At 69.2% G+C, this 22,644-nt stretch carries 16 protein-coding genes; 6 read left to right on the top strand and 10 right to left on the bottom strand.

Annotated elements, in window-relative coordinates; genetic code table 11:
- Positions 1-189 precede the first annotated feature (189 nt).
- From grpE to CEK69_RS01195, 5 genes are all read left to right on the top strand, one after another.
- Positions 190-711, top strand: coding sequence for a nucleotide exchange factor GrpE (grpE, locus tag CEK69_RS01215; protein WP_010344263.1), 522 nt, complete (start codon positions 190-192; stop codon positions 709-711).
- A 145-nt stretch (positions 712-856) separates the two neighbouring features.
- Positions 857-2,785, top strand: a complete 1,929-nt coding sequence (gene dnaK / locus CEK69_RS01210; RefSeq protein WP_150411254.1) for a molecular chaperone DnaK — start codon at positions 857-859, stop codon at positions 2,783-2,785.
- A 151-nt stretch (positions 2,786-2,936) separates the two neighbouring features.
- Positions 2,937-4,067, top strand: a complete 1,131-nt coding sequence (dnaJ, locus tag CEK69_RS01205; RefSeq protein WP_152243305.1) for a molecular chaperone DnaJ — start codon at positions 2,937-2,939, stop codon at positions 4,065-4,067.
- A 418-nt stretch (positions 4,068-4,485) separates the two neighbouring features.
- Entirely contained in the window at positions 4,486-5,406 is a 921-nt protein-coding gene (gene pdxY / locus CEK69_RS01200; RefSeq protein WP_152243303.1) for a pyridoxal kinase, read from the top strand.
- The gene (locus CEK69_RS01195; protein ID WP_152243301.1) at positions 5,403-6,515 is read left to right on the top strand and encodes a prephenate dehydrogenase; all 1,113 of its coding nucleotides are present in this window, start codon (positions 5,403-5,405) and stop codon (positions 6,513-6,515) included. The genes pdxY and CEK69_RS01195 overlap by 4 nt, the downstream gene beginning before the upstream one ends.
- A gap of 350 nt (positions 6,516-6,865) precedes the next feature.
- Here the strand turns inward: CEK69_RS01195 and CEK69_RS01190 are convergent, their stop codons facing one another.
- The 5 genes from CEK69_RS01190 to CEK69_RS01170 form a co-directional block, all read right to left on the bottom strand.
- On the bottom strand, positions 6,866-7,078 hold the full coding sequence (locus tag CEK69_RS01190) for a hypothetical protein (RefSeq protein WP_010344257.1): 213 nt from the start codon (positions 7,076-7,078) through the stop codon (positions 6,866-6,868).
- A gap of 118 nt (positions 7,079-7,196) precedes the next feature.
- Positions 7,197-8,963, bottom strand: coding sequence for an ABC transporter transmembrane domain-containing protein (locus CEK69_RS01185; protein ID WP_152243299.1), 1,767 nt, complete (start codon positions 8,961-8,963; stop codon positions 7,197-7,199).
- The gene (locus CEK69_RS01180) at positions 8,960-9,553 is read right to left on the bottom strand and encodes a YigZ family protein (RefSeq protein ID WP_017913577.1); all 594 of its coding nucleotides are present in this window, start codon (positions 9,551-9,553) and stop codon (positions 8,960-8,962) included. Before CEK69_RS01180 ends, CEK69_RS01185 begins: the two co-directional genes overlap by 4 nt.
- Positions 9,554-9,614: 61 nt before the next feature.
- Positions 9,615-10,775: a hypothetical protein gene (locus CEK69_RS01175; RefSeq protein WP_152243297.1), complete on the bottom strand. Its 1,161-nt coding sequence runs from the start codon at positions 10,773-10,775 to the stop codon at positions 9,615-9,617.
- A complete protein-coding gene (locus CEK69_RS01170; RefSeq protein ID WP_017915811.1) occupies positions 10,772-11,326 on the bottom strand; it encodes an RNA polymerase sigma factor in 555 nt (184 codons plus the stop codon). The genes CEK69_RS01175 and CEK69_RS01170 overlap by 4 nt, the downstream gene beginning before the upstream one ends.
- Before the next feature lie 219 nt (positions 11,327-11,545).
- On the opposite strand from CEK69_RS01170, the gene CEK69_RS01165 reads away from it, so the two are divergent.
- Complete coding sequence (locus CEK69_RS01165) at positions 11,546-14,431, top strand: EAL domain-containing protein (protein ID WP_152243295.1); 2,886 nt, start codon at positions 11,546-11,548, stop codon at positions 14,429-14,431.
- Between the two features lie 717 nt (positions 14,432-15,148).
- On the opposite strand, the gene CEK69_RS01160 is transcribed toward CEK69_RS01165, so the two are convergent.
- The 5 genes from CEK69_RS01160 to CEK69_RS01140 form a co-directional block, all read right to left on the bottom strand.
- Positions 15,149-15,742 carry a TIGR00730 family Rossman fold protein gene (locus CEK69_RS01160; protein WP_152235794.1) on the bottom strand — a complete coding sequence of 198 codons (594 nt, stop codon included), beginning with the start codon at positions 15,740-15,742 and terminating at the stop codon, positions 15,149-15,151.
- A gap of 145 nt (positions 15,743-15,887) precedes the next feature.
- Complete coding sequence (gene lpdA / locus CEK69_RS01155; RefSeq protein ID WP_017915813.1) at positions 15,888-17,324, bottom strand: dihydrolipoyl dehydrogenase; 1,437 nt, start codon at positions 17,322-17,324, stop codon at positions 15,888-15,890.
- 149 nt (positions 17,325-17,473) lie between these two features.
- On the bottom strand, positions 17,474-18,688 hold the full coding sequence (gene sucB, locus CEK69_RS01150) for a dihydrolipoyllysine-residue succinyltransferase (protein WP_152243293.1): 1,215 nt from the start codon (positions 18,686-18,688) through the stop codon (positions 17,474-17,476).
- A gap of 47 nt (positions 18,689-18,735) precedes the next feature.
- Complete coding sequence (locus CEK69_RS01145) at positions 18,736-21,561, bottom strand: 2-oxoglutarate dehydrogenase E1 component (protein WP_152243291.1); 2,826 nt, start codon at positions 21,559-21,561, stop codon at positions 18,736-18,738.
- A 184-nt stretch (positions 21,562-21,745) separates the two neighbouring features.
- Complete coding sequence (locus CEK69_RS01140; RefSeq protein ID WP_152243289.1) at positions 21,746-22,642, bottom strand: GNAT family N-acetyltransferase; 897 nt, start codon at positions 22,640-22,642, stop codon at positions 21,746-21,748.
- Positions 22,643-22,644 lie beyond the last annotated feature (2 nt).

The following is a 22,644-nucleotide window of genomic DNA, read 5'->3' as shown; positions in this document are numbered from 1 at the left end:
CGCCGCCGCCTCATCCGCCAGCAGGCCATCCAGCCGCGCCCGGGCGAATCTCCAATCCCCAATACCCAATCCCCAATCCCCGCTTTTCAGCAGCCGAATGGCTGATCATCCCGGCCTCACTTGAATCCGCCCGCACCGCCCACATAGGTGGTCCGGTAAGGCGGGACGTACCCCGCCAGGGACCCGGACATGACGCAAGAGCACCCCGAATTCGATTCCGAACACCTGACCGAGGCGCAGCAGCCCTCGACCGATCCGCTGCAGGCGGAGATCGAGACGCTGCGCAGCGAACTGGCCCTGGTCAAGGCCGACGCCCTGCGCGAGCGGGCCGACCTGGAGAACCAGCGCAAGCGCATCGCCCGCGACGTGGAGCAGGCGCGCAAGTTCGCCAACGAGCGCCTGCTGGGCGACCTGCTGCCGGTGTTCGACAGTCTGGACGCGGGGCTGAGCGCTGCCGGCAGCGAGCCCAGCCCGCTGCGCGATGGCCTGGAACTGACCTACAAGCAGTTGCTCAAGGTCGCCGCCGACAACGGCCTGACCCTGCTCGACCCGACCGGCGAGCCGTTCAACCCCGAGCATCACCAGGCGATCAGCCAGGCCGAGGCCGAGGGCGTGGCCCCGGGTCATGTGATCCAGGTGTTCCAGAAGGGCTACCTGCTCAACGACCGCCTGCTGCGGCCCGCTCTGGTGGTGGTGGCCAAGCACGACTGAGCGCGCCGGCCGCCCGCGCCTGAACCCGGCGCGGCGGCGGTGGAACGCTAATTTGCGGCGATGGCTTGAATGACCTGCAGCCATCCCTATATCCGAATCAGATCCCGGCACTGGCCGGCTACACGACCTTTCAGGAGTCATTGCAATGGGCAAGATCATCGGCATCGACCTGGGCACGACCAACTCGTGCGTGGCGATCATGGACGGCGGCAAGGCCCGCGTCATCGAGAATTCCGAGGGTGACCGCACCACGCCTTCGATCGTCGCCTACACCAAGGACGGCGAAGTGCTGGTGGGCGCCTCGGCCAAGCGCCAGGCCGTCACCAACCCCAAGAACACCTTCTACGCGGTCAAGCGCCTGATCGGCCGCAAGTTCACCGACGCCGAAGTCCAGAAGGACATCGGCCTGGTGCCGTACAGCATCGTCCAGCACGACAACGGCGACGCCTGGGTGGCCACCGCCGACGGGCGCAAGCTGGCCTCGCAGGAAATCTCCGCGCAGGTGCTGGAGAAGATGAAGAAGACCGCCGAGGCGTTCCTGGGCGAGACCGTCACCGAGGCGGTCATCACCGTGCCGGCGTACTTCAACGACAGCCAGCGCCAGGCGACCAAGGACGCCGGCCGTATCGCCGGCCTGGACGTCAAGCGCATCATCAACGAGCCGACTGCGGCCGCACTGGCCTACGGCCTGGACAAGGGCCAGGGCGGCGATCGCAAGATCGCGGTGTACGACCTGGGCGGCGGCACCTTCGACGTGTCGATCATCGAGATCGCCAACGTCGACGGCGAGAAGCAGTTCGAAGTGCTGGCCACCAACGGCGATACCTTCCTGGGCGGCGAAGACTTCGACAAGCGCGTCATCGACTACCTGGTGGAAGAGTTCAACAAGGACCAGGGCATCGACCTGCGCAAGGATCCGCTGGCGCTGCAGCGCCTGAAGGACGCCGCCGAGCGCGCCAAGATCGAGCTGTCGTCCTCGCAGCAGACCGAAGTCAACCTGCCGTACGTCACCGCCGACGCGTCGGGCCCGAAGCACCTCAACATCAAGCTGACCCGGGCCAAGCTCGAGGCACTGGTGGAGGACCTGGTCAAGCGCACCATCGATCCGTGCCGCACCGCGCTGAACGACGCCGGCCTGCGCGCCAGCGACATCACCGAGGTGATCCTGGTCGGTGGCCAGACCCGCATGCCGAAGGTGCAGCAGGCGGTGGCCGAGTTCTTCGGCAAGGAGCCGCGCAAGGACGTCAACCCCGACGAGGCCGTGGCGCTGGGCGCGGCGATCCAGGGCGGCGTGCTGGCCGGCGACGTCAAGGACGTGCTGCTGCTCGACGTGACCCCGCTGAGCCTGGGCATCGAGACCCTGGGCGGCGTGTTCACCAAGATCATCGAGAAGAACACCACCATCCCGACCAAGGCCTCGCAGGTGTTCTCCACCGCCGAGGACAACCAGTCGGCGGTGACCGTGCACGTGCTGCAGGGCGAGCGCGAGCAGGCCCGCTACAACAAGTCGCTGGCCAAGTTCGACCTGTCCGGCATCGAGCCGGCACCGCGCGGCCTGCCGCAGGTGGAGGTGTCCTTCGACATCGACGCCAACGGCATCCTGCACGTGTCGGCCAAGGACAAGAAGACCAACAAGGAACAGAAGGTCGAGATCAAGGCCGGCTCCGGTCTGTCGGACGACGAGATCCAGCGGATGGTCGCCGACGCGGAAGCCAACCGCGAGGAAGACAAGAAGTTCCACGAGCTGGTGCAGGCGCGCAACCAGGCCGACGGCCTGATCCACGCCACCCGCAGCGCGATCACCGAGCACGGCAGCAAGGTCGGCGGCGACGTGATCGGCAAGGTCGAGTCGGCGCTGGCGGACCTGGAAACCGCGATGAAGGGCGACGACAAGGGTCAGATCGAGGCCAAGACCAAGGCGCTGGAAGAGGCCGGTCAGTCGCTGTACGCGGCCGCGGCGGCCGGCGAGCAGCAGCCGGGCGGCAACGCCGGCGGCGCGCATGCGTCCTCGGCCCACGCCGACGACGTGGTCGACGCCGAGTTCACCGAGGTCAAGGACGACAAGAAGGCGTGATCCAGCCTTAAGGAATCGGTTTTCGAAGGAGCGGTGCTCAGGCTCCGCTCCTTCGCCGTTTTAAGGTTCCCGGTTTCATCGCCGCTATGACCGATCGCTACAGGATGCCCGTTTTGAACCATTCCCCATTCCCCATCGCCGATTCCCAGCCATGAGCAAACGCGACTATTACGAAGTGCTGGGTGTGGCCCGCACCGCCAGCGACGACGAGCTGAAGAAGGCCTATCGCCGTTGCGCGATGAAGTACCACCCGGACCGCAATCCCGGCGACCACGCCGCCGAGGCCGCGTTCAAGGAATGCAAGGAAGCCTATGAGGTGCTGTCCGACGGCAATCGCCGGCGCATGTACGACGCGCATGGCCACGCCGCATTCGAGCACGGCATGGGCGGGATGGGCGGCGGCCCTGGCGGCCCGGACATGGGCGATATCTTCGGCGACATTTTCGGCAACATCTTCGGTGGCGCCGGCGGTGGCGGGCGTGCGCCACGGCGTGGCGCCGACATCGGCTACGTGCTGGAGTTGGACCTGGAAGAAGCGGTGGCCGGCATCGAGCGCCGCATCGAGATTCCGACCCTGAGCGAATGCGAGCACTGCCACGGCAGCGGCTCGGAGGACGGCAAGGTCGAGACCTGCGGCACCTGCCACGGACGCGGCCAGGTGCGCATCCAGCGTGGCATCTTCGCCATGCAGCAGACCTGCCCGCAGTGCGCCGGCCGCGGCCAGATCGTGCAGAACCCGTGCGGCGTGTGCCATGGCGCCGGGCGCGTGGAAGAGACCAAGGTGCTGTCGGTGAAGATTCCCGCCGGCGTCGACAACGGCGACCGCATCCGCCTGTCGGGCGAGGGCGAGGCCGGTCCGGCCGGCACTCCGCCGGGCGATCTGTACGTGGAAGTGCGCGTGCGCGAGCACCCGATCTTCCAGCGCGACGGCGACGACCTGCACTGCGAGGTGCCGATCCGCATCTCGCAGGCGGCGCTGGGCGACACCGTGCGCGTGGCGACCCTGGGCGGCGAGGCGGAGATCCGCATCCCGGCCGAGACCCAGACCGGCAAGCTGTTCCGCTTGCGCGGCAAGGGCGTGCGCTCGGTGCGCAGCCGCAGCGAAGGCGACCTGTACTGCCGCGTGGTGGTGGAGACCCCGATCAACCTCACCGCCGACCAGCGCAAGCTGCTGGAGCAGTTCGAATCCACCTTCACCGGCGAGGACGCGCGCAAGCATTCGCCCAAGTCGGCGACCTTCATCGACGGGGTGAAGGGGTTCTGGGACCGGATGACGTCGTAAGGCCGGGATGATCAGCCATTCGGCTGCTTGAAAAGCTGGGGATTCGGGATTCGGGATTCGGGATGACAGCCTGCGGCTGTTGAAAAGCCGGGATTCGCGATTTTCCAAACGTTCCTGGCCGCTGCCAGGCTTTTTGTGGGAGGGGCTTCAGCCCCGACGCTTTACCGCCAACGCGTCGGGGCTGAAGCCCCTCCCACATTGGAATGTTTCGCGCGCTGAGCGCAGCGGAGAACTGGGAGTTTCGATGCTGGCTGTGCGTGGGCGTCCCCCCGCACCATGCCCCCGTTGCAGGAGCGGCTTCAGCCGCGACGCGTTCTCGTCGGAGCGTCGCAGCTGAGGCCGTTGTTGCTGAAAGCCCCCGCAACACCGCGCATGCACGCGCCTCTTGGCGATCTTGCGCCGGCGCTACACTACGGCGATGAACGCTTCCGCCGACAGCTCCGCTGCACGTCATCTCATCCATGGCCGCCGCCAGCGCCCCGACGGGCCGGTGCCGGTCGACGTCATTTCCGTGCAGTCGCAACTGGTCTACGGCCACGCCGGCAATAGCGCGGCGGTGCCGCCGTTGCGTGCGCTGGGCCTGCGCGTGGCCGAGATCCCGACCACGCTGCTGAGCAATGCGCCGTTCTATGCGACCTTGCGCGGCAAGGTGCTGCCGTCGGACTGGTTCGCCGATCTGCTGCTCGGCGCCAGCGAACGCGGCCTGCCGCAACGCGCGCGCATGCTGGTGTCCGGCTACTTCGGCAGCGTCGGCAATGGTGCCGCCTTCGCCGACTGGCTCGACGCCACCCTGCCGCAGTGCCCGACGCTGCGCTACTGCCTGGATCCGGTGATCGGCGATACGCACACCGGCCCCTACGTCGAACCGGGCCTGGAAGCGATCTTCGCCGAGCGCCTGTTGCCGCACGCATGGCTGGTGACGCCGAATGCGTTCGAGCTCGGCCGCCTGACCGGCATGCCGGCACTGGCGCAGAACGACGCGATCGCCGCAGCACGCGTGTTGCTGGGGCGCGGTCCGGAATGGGTGCTTGCGCACAGCGTCGGCGGCGATGCCGGGCAATTGGTCACGCTGGCGGTGAGCCGCGAAGCGGTCTACCGCTGGTGCTCGCCATTGCTGCCGGTGGATGTCGCCGGCACCGGCGATGTGTTGATGGCGCTGCTGGTGGCGTTCCTGTTGCGCGGCGACAGCTTCGAGGCGGCGATCGGCCGCGCCATCGCTGGCGTGCATGCGGCGCTGGAGGCGACCCTGGCCGCGGACGTGGAAGAACTGGACGTGCTGGCGGCGGCGCCGGCTGCGCTGGCCACGCCGCTGCGCTTCGTCGCCGAGCGCCTGGCGTGAGCCTGCGCCCGGTCGTCGGCATCGTCGGCAGCGCCGGCGCCTATGGCCGCTGGCTGAGCCGCTTCTTCCGCGAGCGCATGCAGTTGCAGGTGATCGGCCACGATCCGGCCGACCCGCAGTCGCTGGCGCCGGAGGCGCTGCTGCAGCAGGCGCAGGTGCTGATCTTCTCCGCGCCGATCCGGCACACGCCGGCGTTGATCGGCGAGTACGTGCAGCGCGCCGGCGGCCGCGAACGCGACCAGCTGTGGCTGGACGTCACCTCGGTCAAGGCCGCGCCGGTGGCGGCGATGCTGGCCTCGCAGGCGGAAGTGGCCGGCCTGCATCCGATGACCGCGCCGCCGAAGTCGCCCACGCTCAAGGGCCGCGTGCTGGTGGTGTGCGAGGCGCGGGTGGCGCAGTGGCAGCCCTGGCTGCAGCAGCTGTACACGGCGCTGGAAGGCGAGTGCGTGCGCACCACGCCCGAGCACCACGACCGGGTGATGGCGCTGGTGCAGGCGATGGTCCACGCCACGCATCTGGCCCAGGCCGGCGTGCTGCGCGAGCATGCGCCGGCGCTGGGGCCGTTGCAGGCGCTGCTGCCGTACCGCTCGGCCTCGTTCGAACTGGATACCGCGATCATCGCGCGCATCCTGGCCTTGAATCCGGCCATCTACGAAGACATCCAGTTCGGCAATCCGCATGTCGGCGATGTGCTGGACGGGCTGATCGCGCAGCTGTCGCGGCTGCGCGACCAGGTCGGCCGTGGCGATGATGCGGCGCGCGCGCAGTTTCGTGCCGAGTTTCTCGACGCCAACCGGCAGGCGCTGGGCGAGGCGGCGATCGCGCAGGGCAACTACAGCTACGAACGGGTGGGGTACTTGCTCGCCGATCTGACCGAGCAGGCCACGCTCAGCGTGTACTTGCCGGAAGACCGCGCCGGCTCGTTGCGCGCGCTGCTGCACGTGTTCGAGCGCCATGGGGTGAATCTCGCTTCGATCCATTCCTCGCGCACGCAGGCGGGCGAATTGCATTTCCGGCTCGGCTTCGATCCGGCCAGCGATGCGGGGGCGGTGCGTGGCGCGGCGGCGGAGATCGATGCCAGTGGGATCGGGCGGGTGCTGGCGGGGTGAATTGCATCGAACGCCGTCGCGGCTGAAGCCGCTCCTGCAGGAACTTGCGGCGAGTGGGCTGGGGCACTGTGGGAGGGACTTCAGTCCCGACGCGGTGCGCGATCGGAACACGCACCGCTTCGCTCGTCGCGGCTTCAGCTGCGCTCCAGAACACATGGACGCACGACGCCCACCTCTGGATTCATCCACAGCGCATGTGGATGGCCACTGCGCAAACATGTGGATAACCCTCGGCGCGCCTTGCGGGACAAGCCTGTCAAGCCGTGTGGCGAAAAATTCACCAGCTTGCCGCCAGCACCCCGAACGCCAGTGGCGATGACGGGGCATGACGGCACAGCGTGGTGACGACGCTAGACCGCGGTCAGGGTCAACTCGCCGCCGGTGGTGACGAACTGCTGGCCGCGGCGGATCAGCTTGCGGCCATCGGCCAGTTCGTAGCGCAGTCCGCTGTCGGCGTGCGGGTCGTGCTGCGCCTGCTGCTGGCGCGGCGCATCGTCCTGGAACTCGGTGATCAGATAGGCCTCGCCGTCGGGACCGAGGGCGGGCAATTGGCGAAAGGACATCGGAAGCCTCCTGTCGAACGCTGCATCGAATGCGGGACGCCGGAGCGGCGGCCGCGGGCGCGCGGCCGCAGCGCAGACGCGGTCCGACCGTAGTCCCGCCGTCGTTAGCGCGGCGTGCTCAGTCGATGAACTGCAGGCGAGCGAGTTCGGCGTACAGCCCGTCCTGCGCCAGCAACTCGGCGTGGGTGCCCTGGGCGACGATGCGGCCATGGTCCATCACCACGATGCGGTCGGCCTTCAGCACGGTGGCCAGGCGGTGCGCGATCACCAGGGTGGTGCGTCCGGCCATCAGCCGCTCCAGCGCGTGCTGCACGGCGTGTTCGCTCTGCGCGTCCAGGGCGCTGGTGGCCTCGTCCAGCAACAGGATCGGCGCGTCCTTGAGCAGGGCGCGGGCGATGGCGATGCGCTGCTGCTGGCCGCCGGACAGGCGCGCACCGCGTTCGCCCAGTTCGCTGGCATAGCCCTCCGGCAATTGCCGCAGGAACGCGTCGGCTTCGGCCGCGCGCGCGGCGGCCTCGACCTCGGCCTCGCTGGCCTCGAGCCGGCCGTAGCGGATGTTGTCGGCGGCGCTGGCGGCGAACAGGGTGGGGTGCTGCGGCACCAGGCCGATGGCCTCGCGCAGCTTCGATGGGTCCAGCGTGCGCAGGTCCAGGCCGTCCACCTGCACGCTGCCCGATTGCGGGTCGTGGAAGCGCATCAGCAGCGCCAGCACCGTGCTCTTGCCGGCGCCGGAGGGGCCGACCAGGGCCACGCTCTCGCCGGGCCGCACGTGCAGATCGAAGCCGTCCAGCGCCGGGTGATCGGGGCGCTGCGGGTAGCGGAAGCTGACGTTGTCGAAGCGCACCTCGCCGCGAAGCGGCTGCGGCAGCGCGCGTGGCTGCGCCGGCGCGACGATGTCGGGGCGTTCCTGGAACAGTTCGGCGATGCGGCCCATGCCGCCGGCCGCGCGCTGCAGGTCGTTCCAGACCTCGGCCAGCGAAGCCACCGAGCCGCCACCGAACATCGCATACAGCACGAACTGGCCGAGCGCACCGGCGCTCAATTCGCCGGCGGCGACCTCGTGTGCGCCCGACCACAGCACCAGTACGATGGCGCCGAAGATCAGCACGATGGCCGCGGCGGTGATCAGTGCCTGTGCGCCGACCCGGCGCCGCGCCACCGCCACGGTCTGCGCCAGCGCCTCGCCGAAGCGGCCGCGTTCGTAGCCTTCGCGCGCGTAGGCCTGCACCGTGCGCACCGCGCCCAGGGTCTCGGCGGCCAGGGTGTTGGCGTCGGCGACGCGGTCCTGGCTGGCGCGCGAGATCTTCTGCAGGCGCCGCGCGCCGAGCACGATCGGCAGCACCGCCAGCGGGATGCCGAGCAGGGTGTAGGCGGCCAGGTGCGGGCTGGTCACGCACAGCATCACCACGCTGCCGACCGCGGTGACCGTGCTGCGCAGCGCCACCGACATGGTGCTGCCGATGACCCCGCGCAGCAGTTCGCTGTCGGCCGACAGGCGCGAGACCAGTTCGCCGCTGCGGTTGCGGTCGTGGAAGCCGGCGTGCAGGCCGATCAGGTGCGTGTACAGGCGCTCGCGCAGGTCGGCGACGACTTTCTCGCCGAGCAGCGACACGAAGTAGAAGCGCGTGGCGGTCGCCACCGCCAGCACCAGCGCGACTGCGAACAGCAGGGCGAACGACTGATTGATGCGGCTGCTGTCGCTGAAGCCGTGGTCGATCATCTGCCGTACCGCGACCGGAAGGCTCAGCGTGGCGCTGGAGGAGATCGCTAGCGCCACCAGCCAGGCGATCAGCAGGCCGCGCCGGCGACGCACGAACGGCCACAGGGTGCGCAGGCTGCCGAGTCTGCGCAGCGACTTGGCCTGGTCGGCCGACGGGGTATTCATGCGGGGGCGGGTTCCGAACAGCGGACCCGATTGCGAGTGGCGTCGCGCAGGCGGGTTTTCAAGGCGTCGACGCGATCGCGGGGCAGGCGCAGGCGCAGTTCGGCGCCGCCGGCGTCGAAGCGTTCATCGAGTTTTTCCGCGGCGCAGGCGCTCAGCGCGGCATGCACCGCGCCCAGGTCGTCGAAGCCGCAGTGCAGGGTCAGCAGGCTCAAGGCCAGCAACGGTTGCCGCGGCGCCAGGCGCAGGCATTCGGCCGCGCTGCCGCCATAGGCGCGGACCAGGCCCCCGGCGCCGAGCTTGATGCCGCCGTACCAGCGCGTGACCACTACCACCACGCGGTCGAAGCCCTGGCCGTCGATCGCCGCCAGGATCGGCCGGCCGGCGGTGCCGGCGGGCTCGCCGTCGTCGCTGGAACGGTATTCGTCGCCGTGGCGGTAGGCCCAGCAATTGTGGGTGGCGTCGGCCACCATCACCTGCTGCACGAATGCCAGCGCTGCGCCGGCGTCGGCGATCGGCGCGGCGTGGGCAACGAAGCGGCTGTGCTTGATCTCCACGCTGTGGCTGACGGGGTGCGGGAGCGTATCGGGCATCGGCGGCATTGTAGACGAGGTGCGCTGCCGGCCTGCGGCGCAGGCGCCGGCAGCGCGCGGCTCAGTCCTGCAGCAGCGTGCGCAGGTCCGCGGGCACCGTACGGTGCGGGTGGGTACGCTGGAAGCGCAGCAGGCTGGCGCGGGCGACGTCCAGTTCGCCGCCGTCGCGGCGCTCGCGGATCCGTTGCAGCCAGCGCCGCGGGGGCAATTGTGCGTCGGCCTCCACGGCCACTTCCACTGCGGCCGCCAAGACGCCAGCGGAGGACCGTGGCTGCGCCGATGCGGCGGCGGGCGCTGCAGACGACGTCGAAGGTTGCAGCGACAGCGCCTCCGAGGACCCGGTCGCTGCCGCCTGCGCGCGCGCGGCGGCCGCCAGCTTGGCCTGGCGGGCGTCGTCGGTGGGCGCGCTGCGTGCCCAGGTGTCCTGCGTCGTTGCCGCGCGCGCCGGTGCGCGCAAGGCCATGGCGGCGGGGGCGGCTTGCTGTTCGGCGGCCGGTGCGGCAGCCGGCTCGCTGTTATCCGCTGCGATCGCCGGTGGCGGTGGTGCCGGGACCGGCGGTGCAACTGGCGCCACCATCGCCGGTGACGCGGGAGGGGGCATGGGCATGCGGCTCGCGGGCACCGGCTTGCGCGCCTGCGCCTCCGGCAGTGGCGCGGCAGGTGCTTCCGCTTCCCTGCGCGCCGAGGCCACAGGGGCGGGCGCTGTGGCCTTGGGGGCCGCCGGCGCGGTGGCATCCGGCGCCGGCTCCGCGGAGGGCGGTGCCGGCGATGCGGCTGGCGCAGAAGCGGCGTCGGTGGCGGGCGTCGCTGCCGGAGCAGGCGCTGCCGACGGCATCGGCGCCGAGGGCACCGGCGGGCGTGCGCGCCAGGCGATGCCGGCTACCAGCACCAGCGAGGCCGCCAGGCCGAGCCAGGTCGGCCAGCGTGGCCGCGACGCCGGCGGGGCGGCACGCGATGCGGGCGCCGGGCCTGGCCCGGCCGGATCGGCGGTCGCGATGGAGGCGGGTGCGGACGCGGGCATCGCCGCGGTGGCTTGCGCCCACGCGCGCTCCGCGGCGCTGCTGGGATACTCCGGGACCTCGGCGGCTCCCGGTGCGACCGCCGCGCGCGCGGCAGCCAGGATCGCCGCATCCAGCGCCGGCGGCGGCAATGCCTGCCGGCCCAGGCGCAGGCGTTCGGCGAGCGCGCGCTCTTCCGGGGTCAGCGGTTCGTCGGCGCTCATCCGCCCAACCTCGCACGCAGTTTGTCCATCGCATAGCGCAGCCGCGACTTGACCGTCTCGCGGCCGACGCCGGTGATCTGCCCGATCTCGTCCAGGCTCAATTCCTGCTCCAGGCGCAGCAGCAGCACGTCGCGTTGCTCCTCGGGAAGCGCATCCAGCGCCAGTTGCAACTGGCGCCGTTGTTCGAAGGCGGACAACTGCCGCTCCGGGGTGTCGGGGTCCTGCACGCGCGCGGTGCGCAGGTCGGCGTCGGCCGGCGCCGGCGGGCGGTGCTTGGCCGCGCGCCAATGGTCGCCAAGCCGATTGTGGGCGATGCGCAGCAGCCAGGTGGTGAACGCGGCCTGCGGCTGCCAGTCCAGGCGTGCGGCGATCACCCGCTGCCACACGTCCTGGAACAGTTCTTCGGCCAGCGCCCGGTCGCGCAGCTGCCGCAGCAGGTATTGGTACAGGCGGCCGCGATGGCGCAGGTACAGAGTCTCGAACGCGCGTGCGTCGCCGGCGGCATAGGCCAGCATCAGGGCTTCGTCGCTCGCGTCGACCGGGGCGTCCACGGCGGCAAGCCTAAGCGTTCGCCGGTCCGCCGCATAGTCGGGAGGCGGGGGCCCGGGAGAGGGCGTCGGTGGCGGACATTCGGACAACATGGGTAGACAAACGCGTATCGCGACACTTCGGGGTCGATCGGGCGTCGATCGGTGCATGCAACGGGTATGCTGGGGGTGAAAGGGCGAGCGTGGAGCAGTTCCGGGGGCCCTGCAGGAGAATCGTTGTCGATGCTGTTCAATTCGTCCGCCACCGCCCGCGAAGACGCTTCCGGCGGCCCTGCGCCCGCCCGCACGGCGCAGGCCTTGTGCGGGCTGCTGCCGCCCGGCAGCGCCGTGGTGGTCGGCTGCGGCGACGGCGTGGTCGGGCGCCTCCACGGCGCCAGCGCGGAGGCGCCGGAGTGGCTGCAGGCGCTGGTCGCGCAGACGCTGGCCGCCACCGAGTTGCCGCCGTCGACGACACCGACGGTGCTGCACGTGCATCGCACCGCCGAGGGGGCCTGCGTGGTCATCGGTGCGCAGGTGAGACAGCCGCTGGACGAAGCGTACCGCGCCGCCTGGTGCGAGGCCGCGGTCGCCTTCGGCCTCAACCTGCTCGACACCGAGCGCATGCGCGCGCGCATCGAGGGCCTGGAGAAATCCAAGCAACTGCAGCAGGCGCTGTACGAGATCGCCGATCTGGCCGGCGCCGATCTGGAAATGAGCCAGATGCTGCAGCGCGTGCATGCGGTGCTGGAATCGCTGATGTATGCGGAGAACTGCTACATCGTCGAATACGACGAAGATCAGCAGAGCATGCGCTTTCTGTACTTCTCCGACCGCCACGACGACTTCGTCGCCGATCCGGAGCAGACCTACTTCCTGCGCGACATGCCGCACAGCCTCACCGTGGGACTGCTGCGCCACGGCCGCGCGGTGCGTGGGCCCTCGGAGCAGGTGCGCGAACGCCTGCAGGTCGGCTACAACGCCGAACACGGCCCGGAGAGCCGCGACTGGCTGGGCGTGCCGATGCTGCGCGAGGGCCGGGTGTGCGGCGCGATCGTGGTGCAGAACTACGACTACGCGCTGCGCTACACCGACGCCGACCGCGCGCTGCTGGCCTACGTGGCGCAACACGTGCAAACCGCGATGGACCGGCGCCATGCGCAGGTGCAACTGGAGCGGCGGGTGCACCTGCGGACCCAGGAACTGCAGCGCGCCAACCGCGACCTGCAGGACGAGATCCAGGAGCGCAAGCGCGCCGAGACGCTGCAACTGGCGCTGTTCCGCATCGCCGAGCTGGCGATCCGCTCGGAGAGCCTGCAGCAGTTCTACACCGAGGTGCACGCCATCGTCGGCGGGCTGATCGACGCGCGCAATCTGTACATCGCGCTGCTGTCCGACGACGACACGATGCTGGAGTTCGTCTACTCGGTGGATGAGTTCACCCCCTACCGGCCGCAACGGCGCCGCGGTCGCGGACTGACCGAGTACGTGATGCGGGTGCGGCGTCCGCAACTGCTCGAACTTCCCGACATCGACGCCTTGCTGGCGCAGGGCGAGGTACAGGAGTACGGCCAGCGCCCCTACAGCTGGCTGGGCGTGCCGCTGTTCGACGAAGGCGAGGTGATCGGCGCGATCGTGGTGCAGAGCTACATCGCCAAGGTGCGGTTCACCGAGCACGACCAGCGCCTGCTGACCTTCGTCGCGCACAACGTCGGCAGCGGTCTGGCGCGGCAGCGCGCGCAGGAACGGCTGCGGTTGGCGCACGCGGAGCTGGAGCAGCGCGTGGAGGAGCGCACCCGCGAGCTGGCCGAGGTCAACGAGCAACTGCTGGCGCAGATCGCCGAACGCTGGCGTGCCGAGCAGCGCCTGACCCACCAGGCGCTGCACGATGCGCTGACCGGATTGCCGAACCGATCGCATCTGCTGGACCGGCTCAGCGAGGCGATCTCCCGTGCCCGCGGCGGCGGCAGGACCTTCGCCGTGCTGTTCCTGGATCTGGACCGGTTCAAGCTGGTCAACGACAGCATCGGCCACGCCGCCGGCGACGAGATGCTGGTGCAGGTGGCCAAGCGCATCGTCTCCACGATCCGCGGCCAGGACGTGGTGGCGCGCCTGGGCGGCGACGAATTCGCGGTGCTGACGCCGTGCGAGCACGGCCTGGACGGCGCGCGCGAACTGGCGCGGCGCCTGCTGCACGTGCTTGGCCAGCCGATGTGGGTGGCCGGCCGCGAATTGTTCCCGTCCGGCAGCCTGGGCATCGCCGCCTGGCATCCGCGCTACCACAACGGCGAGGAGATGTTGCGCGACGCCGACGCGGCGATGTACCGGGCCAAGGCGCAGACGCAGGACCGCTGCGTGGTGTTCGACGAGGCCATGCGCGAGGCGGCGCTGCGCAGCCTCGACCTGGAGGCGGACCTGCGTCGGGCGATCAACAACCGCGACTTCGAGCCGTTCTACCAGCCGATCGTGCGCCTGCGCGACGGCGAGGTGATCGGCCACGAAGCCCTGCTGCGCTGGCGCCACGAAAGCCGCGGGCTGCTGGTGCCGAGCCAGTTCATCGACCTGGGCGAGGAGAGCGGCCTGATCGAGCAGGTGGACTGGCTGCTGTACGCGCAGGTGATCCGGCGCCTGGCGCAGAGCGAGGGCGGCTACGTCTCGGTTAACGTCTCGCCGCGGCACTTCCGCTCGCCGGATTTCACCGAACGGCTGTTCGGGCTGATCGACACCGCCGGCGCCGATCCGCGTCGCCTGCGCGTGGAGATCACCGAGGTGGCGCTGCTCGACGACGCACCGCGCACCCTGACCATCCTGCAGGCGCTGCGCGAGCGCGGCGTGCTGGCGCAACTGGACGACTTCGGTACCGGCTTCTCGGCGCTGTCCTACCTGCACCGCTTCCCGATCTCGGTGCTGAAGATCGACCAGAGCTTCGTCGCCGGCCTGCAGGACGAGGGCAGCACCGGCAGCCACGCGCTGGTACGCGGCATTCTCGCCCTGGCCAGCACCCTGGGCATCGAAACGGTGGGCGAAGGCATCGAGACCGAGCAGCAACTGGCGACCCTGCGCGAACTGGGTTGCGACTACGGGCAGGGCTATCTGCTCGGGCGCCCGGCCGCCGCGCCGCAGCTGCTTTGAGGCGATCGAGTGCGGAGCGCGGCGCCATGCGCCCGTTGCTCGCAGCGCGACGCGTTGCGGCGCGTTTGTTCGATCCGCGCCTCCGATGCTGGAGCGACTGAAGATGCCGCCATGGCAGGTTGCCGCGTAGGAGCGGCTTCAGCCGCGATGGGTTTTATCGAGCACGCCCGTCGCAGCTGAAGCCGCTCCTGCAGGACACGTCCTGTCGGTATGGGCGGCGGCCTGAACGGTTCGCCACGCGCCAAGCGCTTGCCGTGGATCGGATGCGCCTGGCGCAACGCGTTGCGGCGCTTTTTGTCGATCCGCGCCGCAGGAACAATCGTGCGCCGGAATTCATGGCGCGTCGCCACGCGTCATGACGTTGCCGCTTTTCGGCGTCTCAGCGCAACGCGTTGCGGCGCTTTTCATCAATCCGCGCCATGCAAGCAGTGAGGCGCCGGAATTTGTAACGCGTCGCCACGCGCGAGGCGCTAACCGCCGATCGGATGCTCTCAACGCAGTGCGTTTCGACGCTTCTCGTCGATCCGCGCCGCAGTGGCGGTGAGGCGCCGGAGTCGGTAGCGCGTCGCCACGCGCATTGATCCCGCCGCCCCTCAGACGCTCCTAGCGCAGCGCGTTGCGTCGCTTTTCATCAATCCGCGCCATGGAAGCAGTGAGGCGCCGGAATCTGTAACGCGTCGCCACGCGCCAGATGCTTACCGCCGATCAGAGATGCTCTCAGCGCAGCGCGTTACGGCGCTTCTCGTCAATCCACTTAGAAGCCTGCGCCGGCGTGTAGTCCCGCATCCAGCCCAGCATCGTGTCGATGTCGCTGCCGTACCACAGGTCGGCGCGCTGGTCCGGGTGCAGGAAGCGCTCTTCGACCATGCGATCGATCATGCCGATCAGCGGCGCGTAGAACCCTTCCACGTCGAGGAAAGCGCAGGGCTTGTTGCCGATGCCGAGCTGGCGCCAGGTCAGCATCTCGAAGATTTCTTCCATGGTGCCGAAGCCGCCGGGCAGGGCGACGAAGGCATCGGACAGGTCGAACATGCGCGACTTGCGCTCGTGCATCGAGCCGACGATCTCCAGCTCGGTGAGGCCGCGGTGCGCCACTTCCCAGTCCGCCAGTTGCTTGGGAATCACGCCGGTGACCTCGCCGCCGGCGGCGAGCACCGCATTGGCCACGGTGCCCATCAGACCGACATTGCCGCCGCCATAGACCAGGCGCAGCCCCTGCTCGGCGATGCGCGTGCCCAGCGCGGTGGCGCGCTCGACGTAGGCGGGCTTGTTGCCGGCGTTGGAGCCGCAGTAGACGCAGATGCTTTTCATCGGGAATGGGGAGTCGGGAATGGGGAATAGGGAAAATCAAAAGCCGAAACGCATAACGCCGGACTCGGGCCCGGCGTTATGCAGTGGGAATGCAGTGCCGGGAATGCGCTTGCCATTCCCGATTCTCCATTCCCGTTTCCCGGCTTCAATTGGCCTTATGAATCGCCCGCTTGCTCACCGCCATGGCCGCATCGTGGATCGCTTCGGACAGGGTGGGGTGGGCGTGGCAGATGCGCGCCAGGTCGTCGGCCGAGCCGTTGAACTCCATGGTCAGCACGCCTTCGTGGACCAGTTCGGAGACGCCGACGCCGACCAGGTGCATGCCCAGGACGCGGTCGGTCTCGGCGTGGGCGATGACCTTGACGAAGCCCGCGGGCTCGCCCATCGCCACCGCACGGCCGATCGCCGCGAACGGGAAGCTGCCGGCCTTGTACGGCACGCCTTCGGCCTTGAGCTGCTGCTCGGTTTTGCCGACCCAGGCGATTTCCGGCTCGGTGTAGATGACCCACGGAATGGTGTCGAAGTTGACGTGGCCGGGCAGGCCGGCGATCAGTTCGGCGACCGCGATGCCTTCCTCGAAACCCTTGTGCGCGAGCATCGGCCCACGCACGCAGTCGCCGATCGCCCACACGCCGTCCACGCCGGTGTGGCAATGCGCATCGACCTCGATCTGGCCGCGCTCGTTGACCTTGACGCCGGTACCGTCGGCCAGCAGGCCCTTGGTGGCGGCGCGGCGGCCGACGGCCACCAGCAGCTTGTCCACGTTGAGGGTCTTCTCGCCTTCGCTGTCGCTATAGGTGACGACCACTTCCTGCTTCTTGCCCTTGCCGGTGACTTCGGTCTTGGAGACCTTGGCGCCGAGCTTGATGTCCAGGCCCTGCTTCTTGAATTCCTTCAGCGCGGTCTTGGCCACTTCGGCATCGGCCAGGGCCAGGAAGTCCGGCAGCGCCTCGAGGATGGTGACCTCGGCGCCCAGGCGCTTCCATACGCTGCCCAGTTCCAGGCCGATCACGCCGGCGCCGATCACCGCCAGGCGCTTGGGCACTTCGGTGAAGTCCAGCGCGCCGACGTTGTCGACGATGGTCTCGCCGTCGAACTTGGCGAACGGCAGTTCGATCGAATCCGAGCCGGCGGCCAGGATCACGTTGGTGCCCTTCAGCTCGACTTCGCTGCCGTCGTGCTGCTTGACCTTGACCACGTTGCCCGGCTGCAGTTCGCCGAAGCCGTAGTACGGGGTGATCTTGTTCGCCTTGAACAGCATCGCGATGCCGCCGGTGAACTGCTTGACGATCTTGTCCTTGCGCCCGACCATCGCCGCGACGTCGATCTTGGCATCCTTGAAGCTGATGCCGTGCTCGCCGAACAGGTGGCCCATGTTCCAGAACTGGCGCGAGGAATCCAGCAGCGCCTTGGACGGAATGCAGCCCACGCGCAGGCAGGTGCCGCCGAGCGCCGGCTTGCCGTCCTTGCCCAGCGCCGCGTCGATGCACGCGGTCTTCAGGCCCAACTGGGCGGCACGGATGGCCGCGTGATAGCCGGCGGGACCGGCACCGATGACGACGACGTCGTATTGTTCGCTCATTTCATTCGCTCACACGGGAATGGGGAATAGGGAATGGGGAATCGCAAAAGCGCAGGCGCCTGCCGCCTCCCATCCAGGTCCAGGCGGGAACAGGGCAGGGAAATGGGCGCTTGTCCCATTCCCCACTCTCCATTCCCGATTCCCGGCTCTTACAGACCGAACAGCATCCGGCCCGGGTTTTCCAGCTGGTTCTTGATGTCGACCAGGAACTGCACCGAGTCCTTGCCGTCGATGATGCGGTGGTCGTAGGACAGCGCCAGGTACATCATCGGCGCGATCACGACCTGGCCGTTCTCGGCGATCGGACGCTCCTTGATCGCGTGCATGCCCAGGATCGCGCTCTGCGGCGGGTTGATGATCGGGGTCGACAGCAGCGAGCCGAAGGTGCCGCCGTTGGTCACGGTGAAGGTGCCGCCCTGCAGTTCTTCCAGGCTCAGCTTGCCGTCGCGCGCCTTCTTGGCGTAGTCGGCGATGCCCTGTTCGATGTCGGCGAAGGACTGCCGCTCGACGTTGCGCAGCACCGGCGTGACCAGGCCCTTGTCGGTGGACACGGCGATGGAGATGTCGCTGTAGCCGTGATAGATGATGTCGTCGCCGTCGATCGAGGCGTTGACCAGCGGGAAGCGCTGCAGCGCGTTGGCCGCGGCCTTGACGAAGAAGCTCATGAAGCCGAGCTTGATGCCATGGGCCTTCTGGAACTCGTCCTGCAGTTCCTTGCGCGCGGCCGAAACCTTGGCCAGGTTGACCTCGTTGAAGGTGGTCAGCATCGCGGTCGAGTTCTTCGACTGCATCAGACGCTCGGCGATGCGCTTGCGCACGCGGGTCATCGGCACGCGCTCTTCCGGACGCGCACCGGCGGCCTTGCCGGCGCCGCCGTTCTTGGCGTAGTTGAGGATGTCTTCCTTGGTCACCGCGCCGCGGCGGCCGGTGCCTTCGACCTGCGACGGATCCACGCCTTCGGTGATGGCGCTGAAGCGCGCGCCCGGCGGCAGGCTGGACACATCGCCGGCGGCCTTCGGCGCGTCGGCCTTGGCGGCCTTCGGCGCTTCCGCGGCGGCGGCCTTGGGCGCTTCGGCCTTCGGGGCCTCGGCGACCTTGGCCTCGGCCGGCGCCGCAGCGGCGGCCGCGCCTTCCTCGATGATCGCCAGGATCTGCGAGCTGGTCACGGTGGCGCCGGTCTCGAACTTGATCTCCTTCAGCACGCCATCGACGGGCGAGGGCACTTCCAGCACGACCTTGTCGGTCTCCAGGTCCACCAGGTTCTCGTCGCGCTTGACTGCCTCGCCGGCCTTCTTGTGCCAGCTGGCGATGGTGGCATCGGATACGGATTCGGGCAGTACCGGAACTTTGACTTCGGTGGCCATTGCAGGGGGCGTCCTAGTGGTGTCTTTTTTGAAATGTGAAAGGGGGTTTATTCAGCGACTTGGTCGTTGAACGGATTCAACAGCGCATCGGCGACCAGCTTCAGCTGCTCTTCCACGTGCTCGGCGAAGTGGCCGGCGGCGGGAGACGGCGAGCGGGCGCGGCCGGCGTAGTGCAGGCTCTGTCCGTCGGCCAGGCAGGCCTGCAGGTGGTGCTTGATCTGGTACCAGGCGCCCTGGTTCTGCGGCTCTTCCTGGCACCAGACCAGGTCGGTGGCGTTGCCGTAGCGCTTCAGCTCGGCCGCCAGCAGCTCGCGCGGGAACGGATACAGCTGCTCCACGCGCAGGATGGCGACGTCGTCCTGGCCGCGCTTGGTCTGGTCCTCGAGCAGGTCGTAGTAGACCTTGCCCGAGCAGGCGACCACGCGCTTGACCTTCTTCGGGTCGGCCTTGGCGTCCGGGATCAGGTGCTGGAACTCGCCGTCGGCCAGTTCCTCCAGGGTGGACACCGCCAGCTTGTGGCGCAGCAGCGACTTGGGCGTCATCACCACCAGCGGCTTGCGCGTGGACATGCGCATCTGCCGGCGGATCATGTGGAAGGCCTGCGCCGGGGTGGTGGGCACGCAGACCAGCATGTTCTCCAGCGCGCACAGCTGCAGGAAGCGCTCCAGGCGTGCGGAGCTGTGCTCCGGGCCCTGGCCTTCGTAGCCATGCGGCAGGAACAGCGACAGGCCCGAGATGCGGCCCCACTTGGCTTCGCCGGCGGCGATGAACTGGTCGATCACCACCTGCGCGCCGTTGGCGAAGTCGCCGAACTGCGCTTCCCAGATGCACAGCGCGTTGGGATCGGTGGTGGAGTAGCCGTATTCGAAGCCCATCACCGCCTCCTCGCTGAGCAGCGAGTCGATCACGGTGGCGTCTTCCGGGTTCTCCACCAGCTGCCGCAGCGGCAGGTAGTAGCTGTCGGTCTTCTGGTCGTGCAGGATCGCGTGGCGGTGGAAGAACGTGCCGCGGCCCGCGTCCTGGCCGACCAGGCGCAGCTTGTGGCCTTCGCCCAGCAGGGTGGCGTAGGCCAGGTTCTCGGCGAAGCCCCAGTCGCCCGGCAGTTCGCCGGCGGCCATCTTCACGCGGTCCTCGTAGATCTTGGCCACGCGCGGGTGCAGCTCGACGCCGCCCGGGATGGTGGTGATGATCTTGGCCAACTGATCCAGGGTCTTGCGCTTGACCGTGGTGTCGACCTTGTCCGACAGCTTGCCCGACAGGTACTTGGACCAGTCGATGGCGAACTCGTCGGGCTTGCGGGTCGCCAGCTCGGTGGTGTATTCGCCCGAGTCGAGCTTGTTGCGGTAGCCGTCGACCAGCGCCTGTGCCTCGCCGGCCTGCAGCACGCCTTCGCTTTCCAGCTGGGCGGCGTACAGCTCGCGGGTGGTCTTGTGCTTGCGGATGGTCTGGTACATCACCGGCTGGGTCGCCGCCGGCTCGTCGGCCTCGTTGTGGCCCCAACGACGGTAGCAGACCAGGTCGATGACCACGTCCTTGTTGAACTGCTGGCGGAAGTCGTAGGCCAGGTTGGCCACGAACGCCACCGCGTCCGGATCGTCGCCGTTCACATGGAACACCGGCGCGCCGATCATCTTGGCCACGTCGGTGCAGTACAGCGTGGACCGGGCGTCGTCGCGGGCGCTGGTGGTGAAGCCGATCTGGTTGTTGACCACGATGTGCACGGTGCCGCCGACCGCGAAGCCGCGCGCCTGCGACATCTGGAACAGCTCCATGACCACGCCCTGGCCGGCGAACGCGGCGTCGCCGTGGATGATCACCGGCAGCACCGACTTGCGCGCGGCGTCGCCGTAGCGCTCCTGGCGCGAACGCACGCTGCCGACCACCACCGGATCGACGATCTCCAGGTGCGAGGGGTTGAACGCCAGCGCCAGGTGCACCGACTTGCCGTCGGCCACCGCCACGTCGGCGGAGAAGCCCATGTGGTACTTCACGTCGCCGGTGTGGGCGCGGTCGTCGTGGGCGTGCTCGAACTTGCCTTCGAACTCGTCGAACAGCTTGCGCGGGTTCTTGCCCAGGGTGTTGACCAGCACGTTGAGGCGGCCGCGGTGGGCCATGCCGACCACGATGTCCTTGACCGTGTCGCTGCCGGCGCGCTGCACCAGCACGTCCATCATCGGGATCAGCGAGTCGCCGCCTTCCAGCGAGAATCGCTTCTGGCCGACGTACTTGGTGTGCAGGTAGCGCTCCAGGCCCTCGGCGGCGGTGATCCGCTCCAGGGTGCGGCGGCGGCTGGCGGTGTCGCCGGCGATGTTGCCGCCCGCGTTCTCCAGGCGCTGGTAGATCCACTGGCGCTGTTCGAACTCGGAGATGTGCATGAACTCGCTGCCGATCGACCCGGTGTAGGTCGCCTTCAGCCGCGCCAGCAGGTCGCGCAGTTTCATCCGCGGCTGGCCGCCGAGGCCGCCGGTGCTGAACTCGCTGCCCAGATCGCTTTCCGACAGGCTGTGGAACGGCAGGCCCAGGTCCGGCGGGTTCACCGGCGGGGTCAGGCCCAGCGGATCCAGCCGCGCGCCGAGGTGGCCGCGCGAACGGTAGGCGGTGATCAGGCGGCCGACATGGCGCTCGCGCTCGTCGCCGCTCGGGCCGGTGCCGCTGTTGGCGGCCTGGCGCGCGGCGCTGGCGATGTGGGCGATGACCGCCGAGTGGGGGACGTCACCGGCATCGCGGCCCTGGAAGCCGTCGAAGTAGGTTTTCCACTTGGGATCGATGCTGTCGGGAGAGACCAAATACTGTTCGTACAGGTCTTCGATATAGGCGGCATTGCCGCCGGCGAGTTGCGATGACTGCGCAAACTGCTTGAGTAGATTGTCCACGATGGTGGGGTGCGGTCGCTTTGTTTGGGGTGGCTTGCGGCAGGAACCGGCGGACGCGAGGGCCGCGCGGGCGTAATCAAGCGCAAAAATTATACCCCCATGAACCAGCCGGGGTGTGCATTCGGCGTGGTCAAGGCCGATCCCGGTTCATCCGTGGCGGTTGCGCGGCGCGGCCGCGGCTGCCTCACCAGCCCAGGGCGCGCAGTTCGCTGCAGGGCCGGGCGCGCTCCCAGACCCGCTCGAAGGTGGCGCGCAACTGGCGTGCGCGGCCGCCACCGAGCAGGTCGGTCTCGCCGTCGTAACGGTGACCGAGTCCACGGAAGTAGTAGCCGCCGCCGTCGTTGACCAGGTAGGCAGTGGCGTCGCTGCGGTCCACCGGATCGCTGACTTCGCGGAACTCGAACACGCTGGGCAGGCGCTTTGCCAGCGCCAGCAAGGGGGCGCCGACGCGCTGCGGCGCGGCCGCGTCGTGCAGCAGCACGCGCACCTGCTTGGCATGCGCGGCGACCGCGAAGCGCCGCATCTGTTCCACCACGCGGGCATCGTCGAGCAGGCCGGGATCCAGCATGCGGCTGTGGATCAGCACCTGGCGGCGGGCCTGCGCCAGCACCGCGATGCTGGCGGCGAGTGCCATCGCCGCGTCCTCCACCGCCACCGCGCCGTCGAAGCGGCGGCGCAGCGGCACGGCCTCCGCGGTGGCGGCCACGCCGCCCGGGGGCGGCAGGAAGCCGTGGCGGGCGCAGAACGCCAGTGCCGCGGCCGGCGCCTGCAGTTCCAACTGCGGCCAGTGCCGGCGCTGCGCTTGCTCGATCAGGCCGCGCAGCAGCGCGCTGCCGACGCCGCGTCCCCGCCAGTCCGGCAGCACCGCCAGCGCGGCGATCCGCCGGTCCGCGCCGAACCGGGCCGCGCCCACTGCCTGGCCGTCGTCGCTGCGCGCGACCAGATGGTCGCCCAGCGCGTCCAGCGCGGCCGCGGCGTCGGCCAGGTCCACGGCGGTGCCGGCCGCGGCACGCAGCGCGCGCAGTTCGGCGCCGTCGCGGACGGGATCCAGCGCAGCGATGCGGAAACCGGGGCCGGGCATGG

It is taken from the genome of Xanthomonas sp. LMG 12462 (assembly GCF_009192885.1).
In the GTDB taxonomy this organism is placed as follows: Bacteria; Pseudomonadota; Gammaproteobacteria; order Xanthomonadales; family Xanthomonadaceae; genus Xanthomonas_A; species Xanthomonas_A sontii.
The sequence above is the reverse complement of the archived record's forward strand: the minus strand, read 5'-3'. Positions and strand labels throughout refer to the sequence as shown.

What these genes read in the sequence shown, in the direction of transcription:
- CEK69_RS01180 (WP_017913577.1), bottom strand. Translation starts at nt 9,553, where the DNA reads ATGCCCGATACGCTCCCGCACCCCGTCAGCCACAGCGTGGAGATCAAG.
- grpE (WP_010344263.1), top strand. Translation starts at nt 190, where the DNA reads ATGACGCAAGAGCACCCCGAATTCGATTCCGAACACCTGACCGAGGCG.
- CEK69_RS01185 (WP_152243299.1), bottom strand. Translation starts at nt 8,963, where the DNA reads ATGAATACCCCGTCGGCCGACCAGGCCAAGTCGCTGCGCAGACTCGGC.
- sucB (WP_152243293.1), bottom strand. Translation starts at nt 18,688, where the DNA reads ATGGCCACCGAAGTCAAAGTTCCGGTACTGCCCGAATCCGTATCCGAT.
- CEK69_RS01190 (WP_010344257.1), bottom strand. Translation starts at nt 7,078, where the DNA reads ATGTCCTTTCGCCAATTGCCCGCCCTCGGTCCCGACGGCGAGGCCTAT.
- dnaK (WP_150411254.1), top strand. Translation starts at nt 857, where the DNA reads ATGGGCAAGATCATCGGCATCGACCTGGGCACGACCAACTCGTGCGTG.
- lpdA (WP_017915813.1), bottom strand. Translation starts at nt 17,324, where the DNA reads ATGAGCGAACAATACGACGTCGTCGTCATCGGTGCCGGTCCCGCCGGC.
- CEK69_RS01140 (WP_152243289.1), bottom strand. Translation starts at nt 22,642, where the DNA reads ATGCCCGGCCCCGGTTTCCGCATCGCTGCGCTGGATCCCGTCCGCGAC.
- CEK69_RS01160 (WP_152235794.1), bottom strand. Translation starts at nt 15,742, where the DNA reads ATGAAAAGCATCTGCGTCTACTGCGGCTCCAACGCCGGCAACAAGCCC.
- CEK69_RS01175 (WP_152243297.1), bottom strand. Translation starts at nt 10,775, where the DNA reads ATGAGCGCCGACGAACCGCTGACCCCGGAAGAGCGCGCGCTCGCCGAA.
- pdxY (WP_152243303.1), top strand. Translation starts at nt 4,486, where the DNA reads ATGAACGCTTCCGCCGACAGCTCCGCTGCACGTCATCTCATCCATGGC.
- CEK69_RS01165 (WP_152243295.1), top strand. Translation starts at nt 11,546, where the DNA reads ATGCTGTTCAATTCGTCCGCCACCGCCCGCGAAGACGCTTCCGGCGGC.
- dnaJ (WP_152243305.1), top strand. Translation starts at nt 2,937, where the DNA reads ATGAGCAAACGCGACTATTACGAAGTGCTGGGTGTGGCCCGCACCGCC.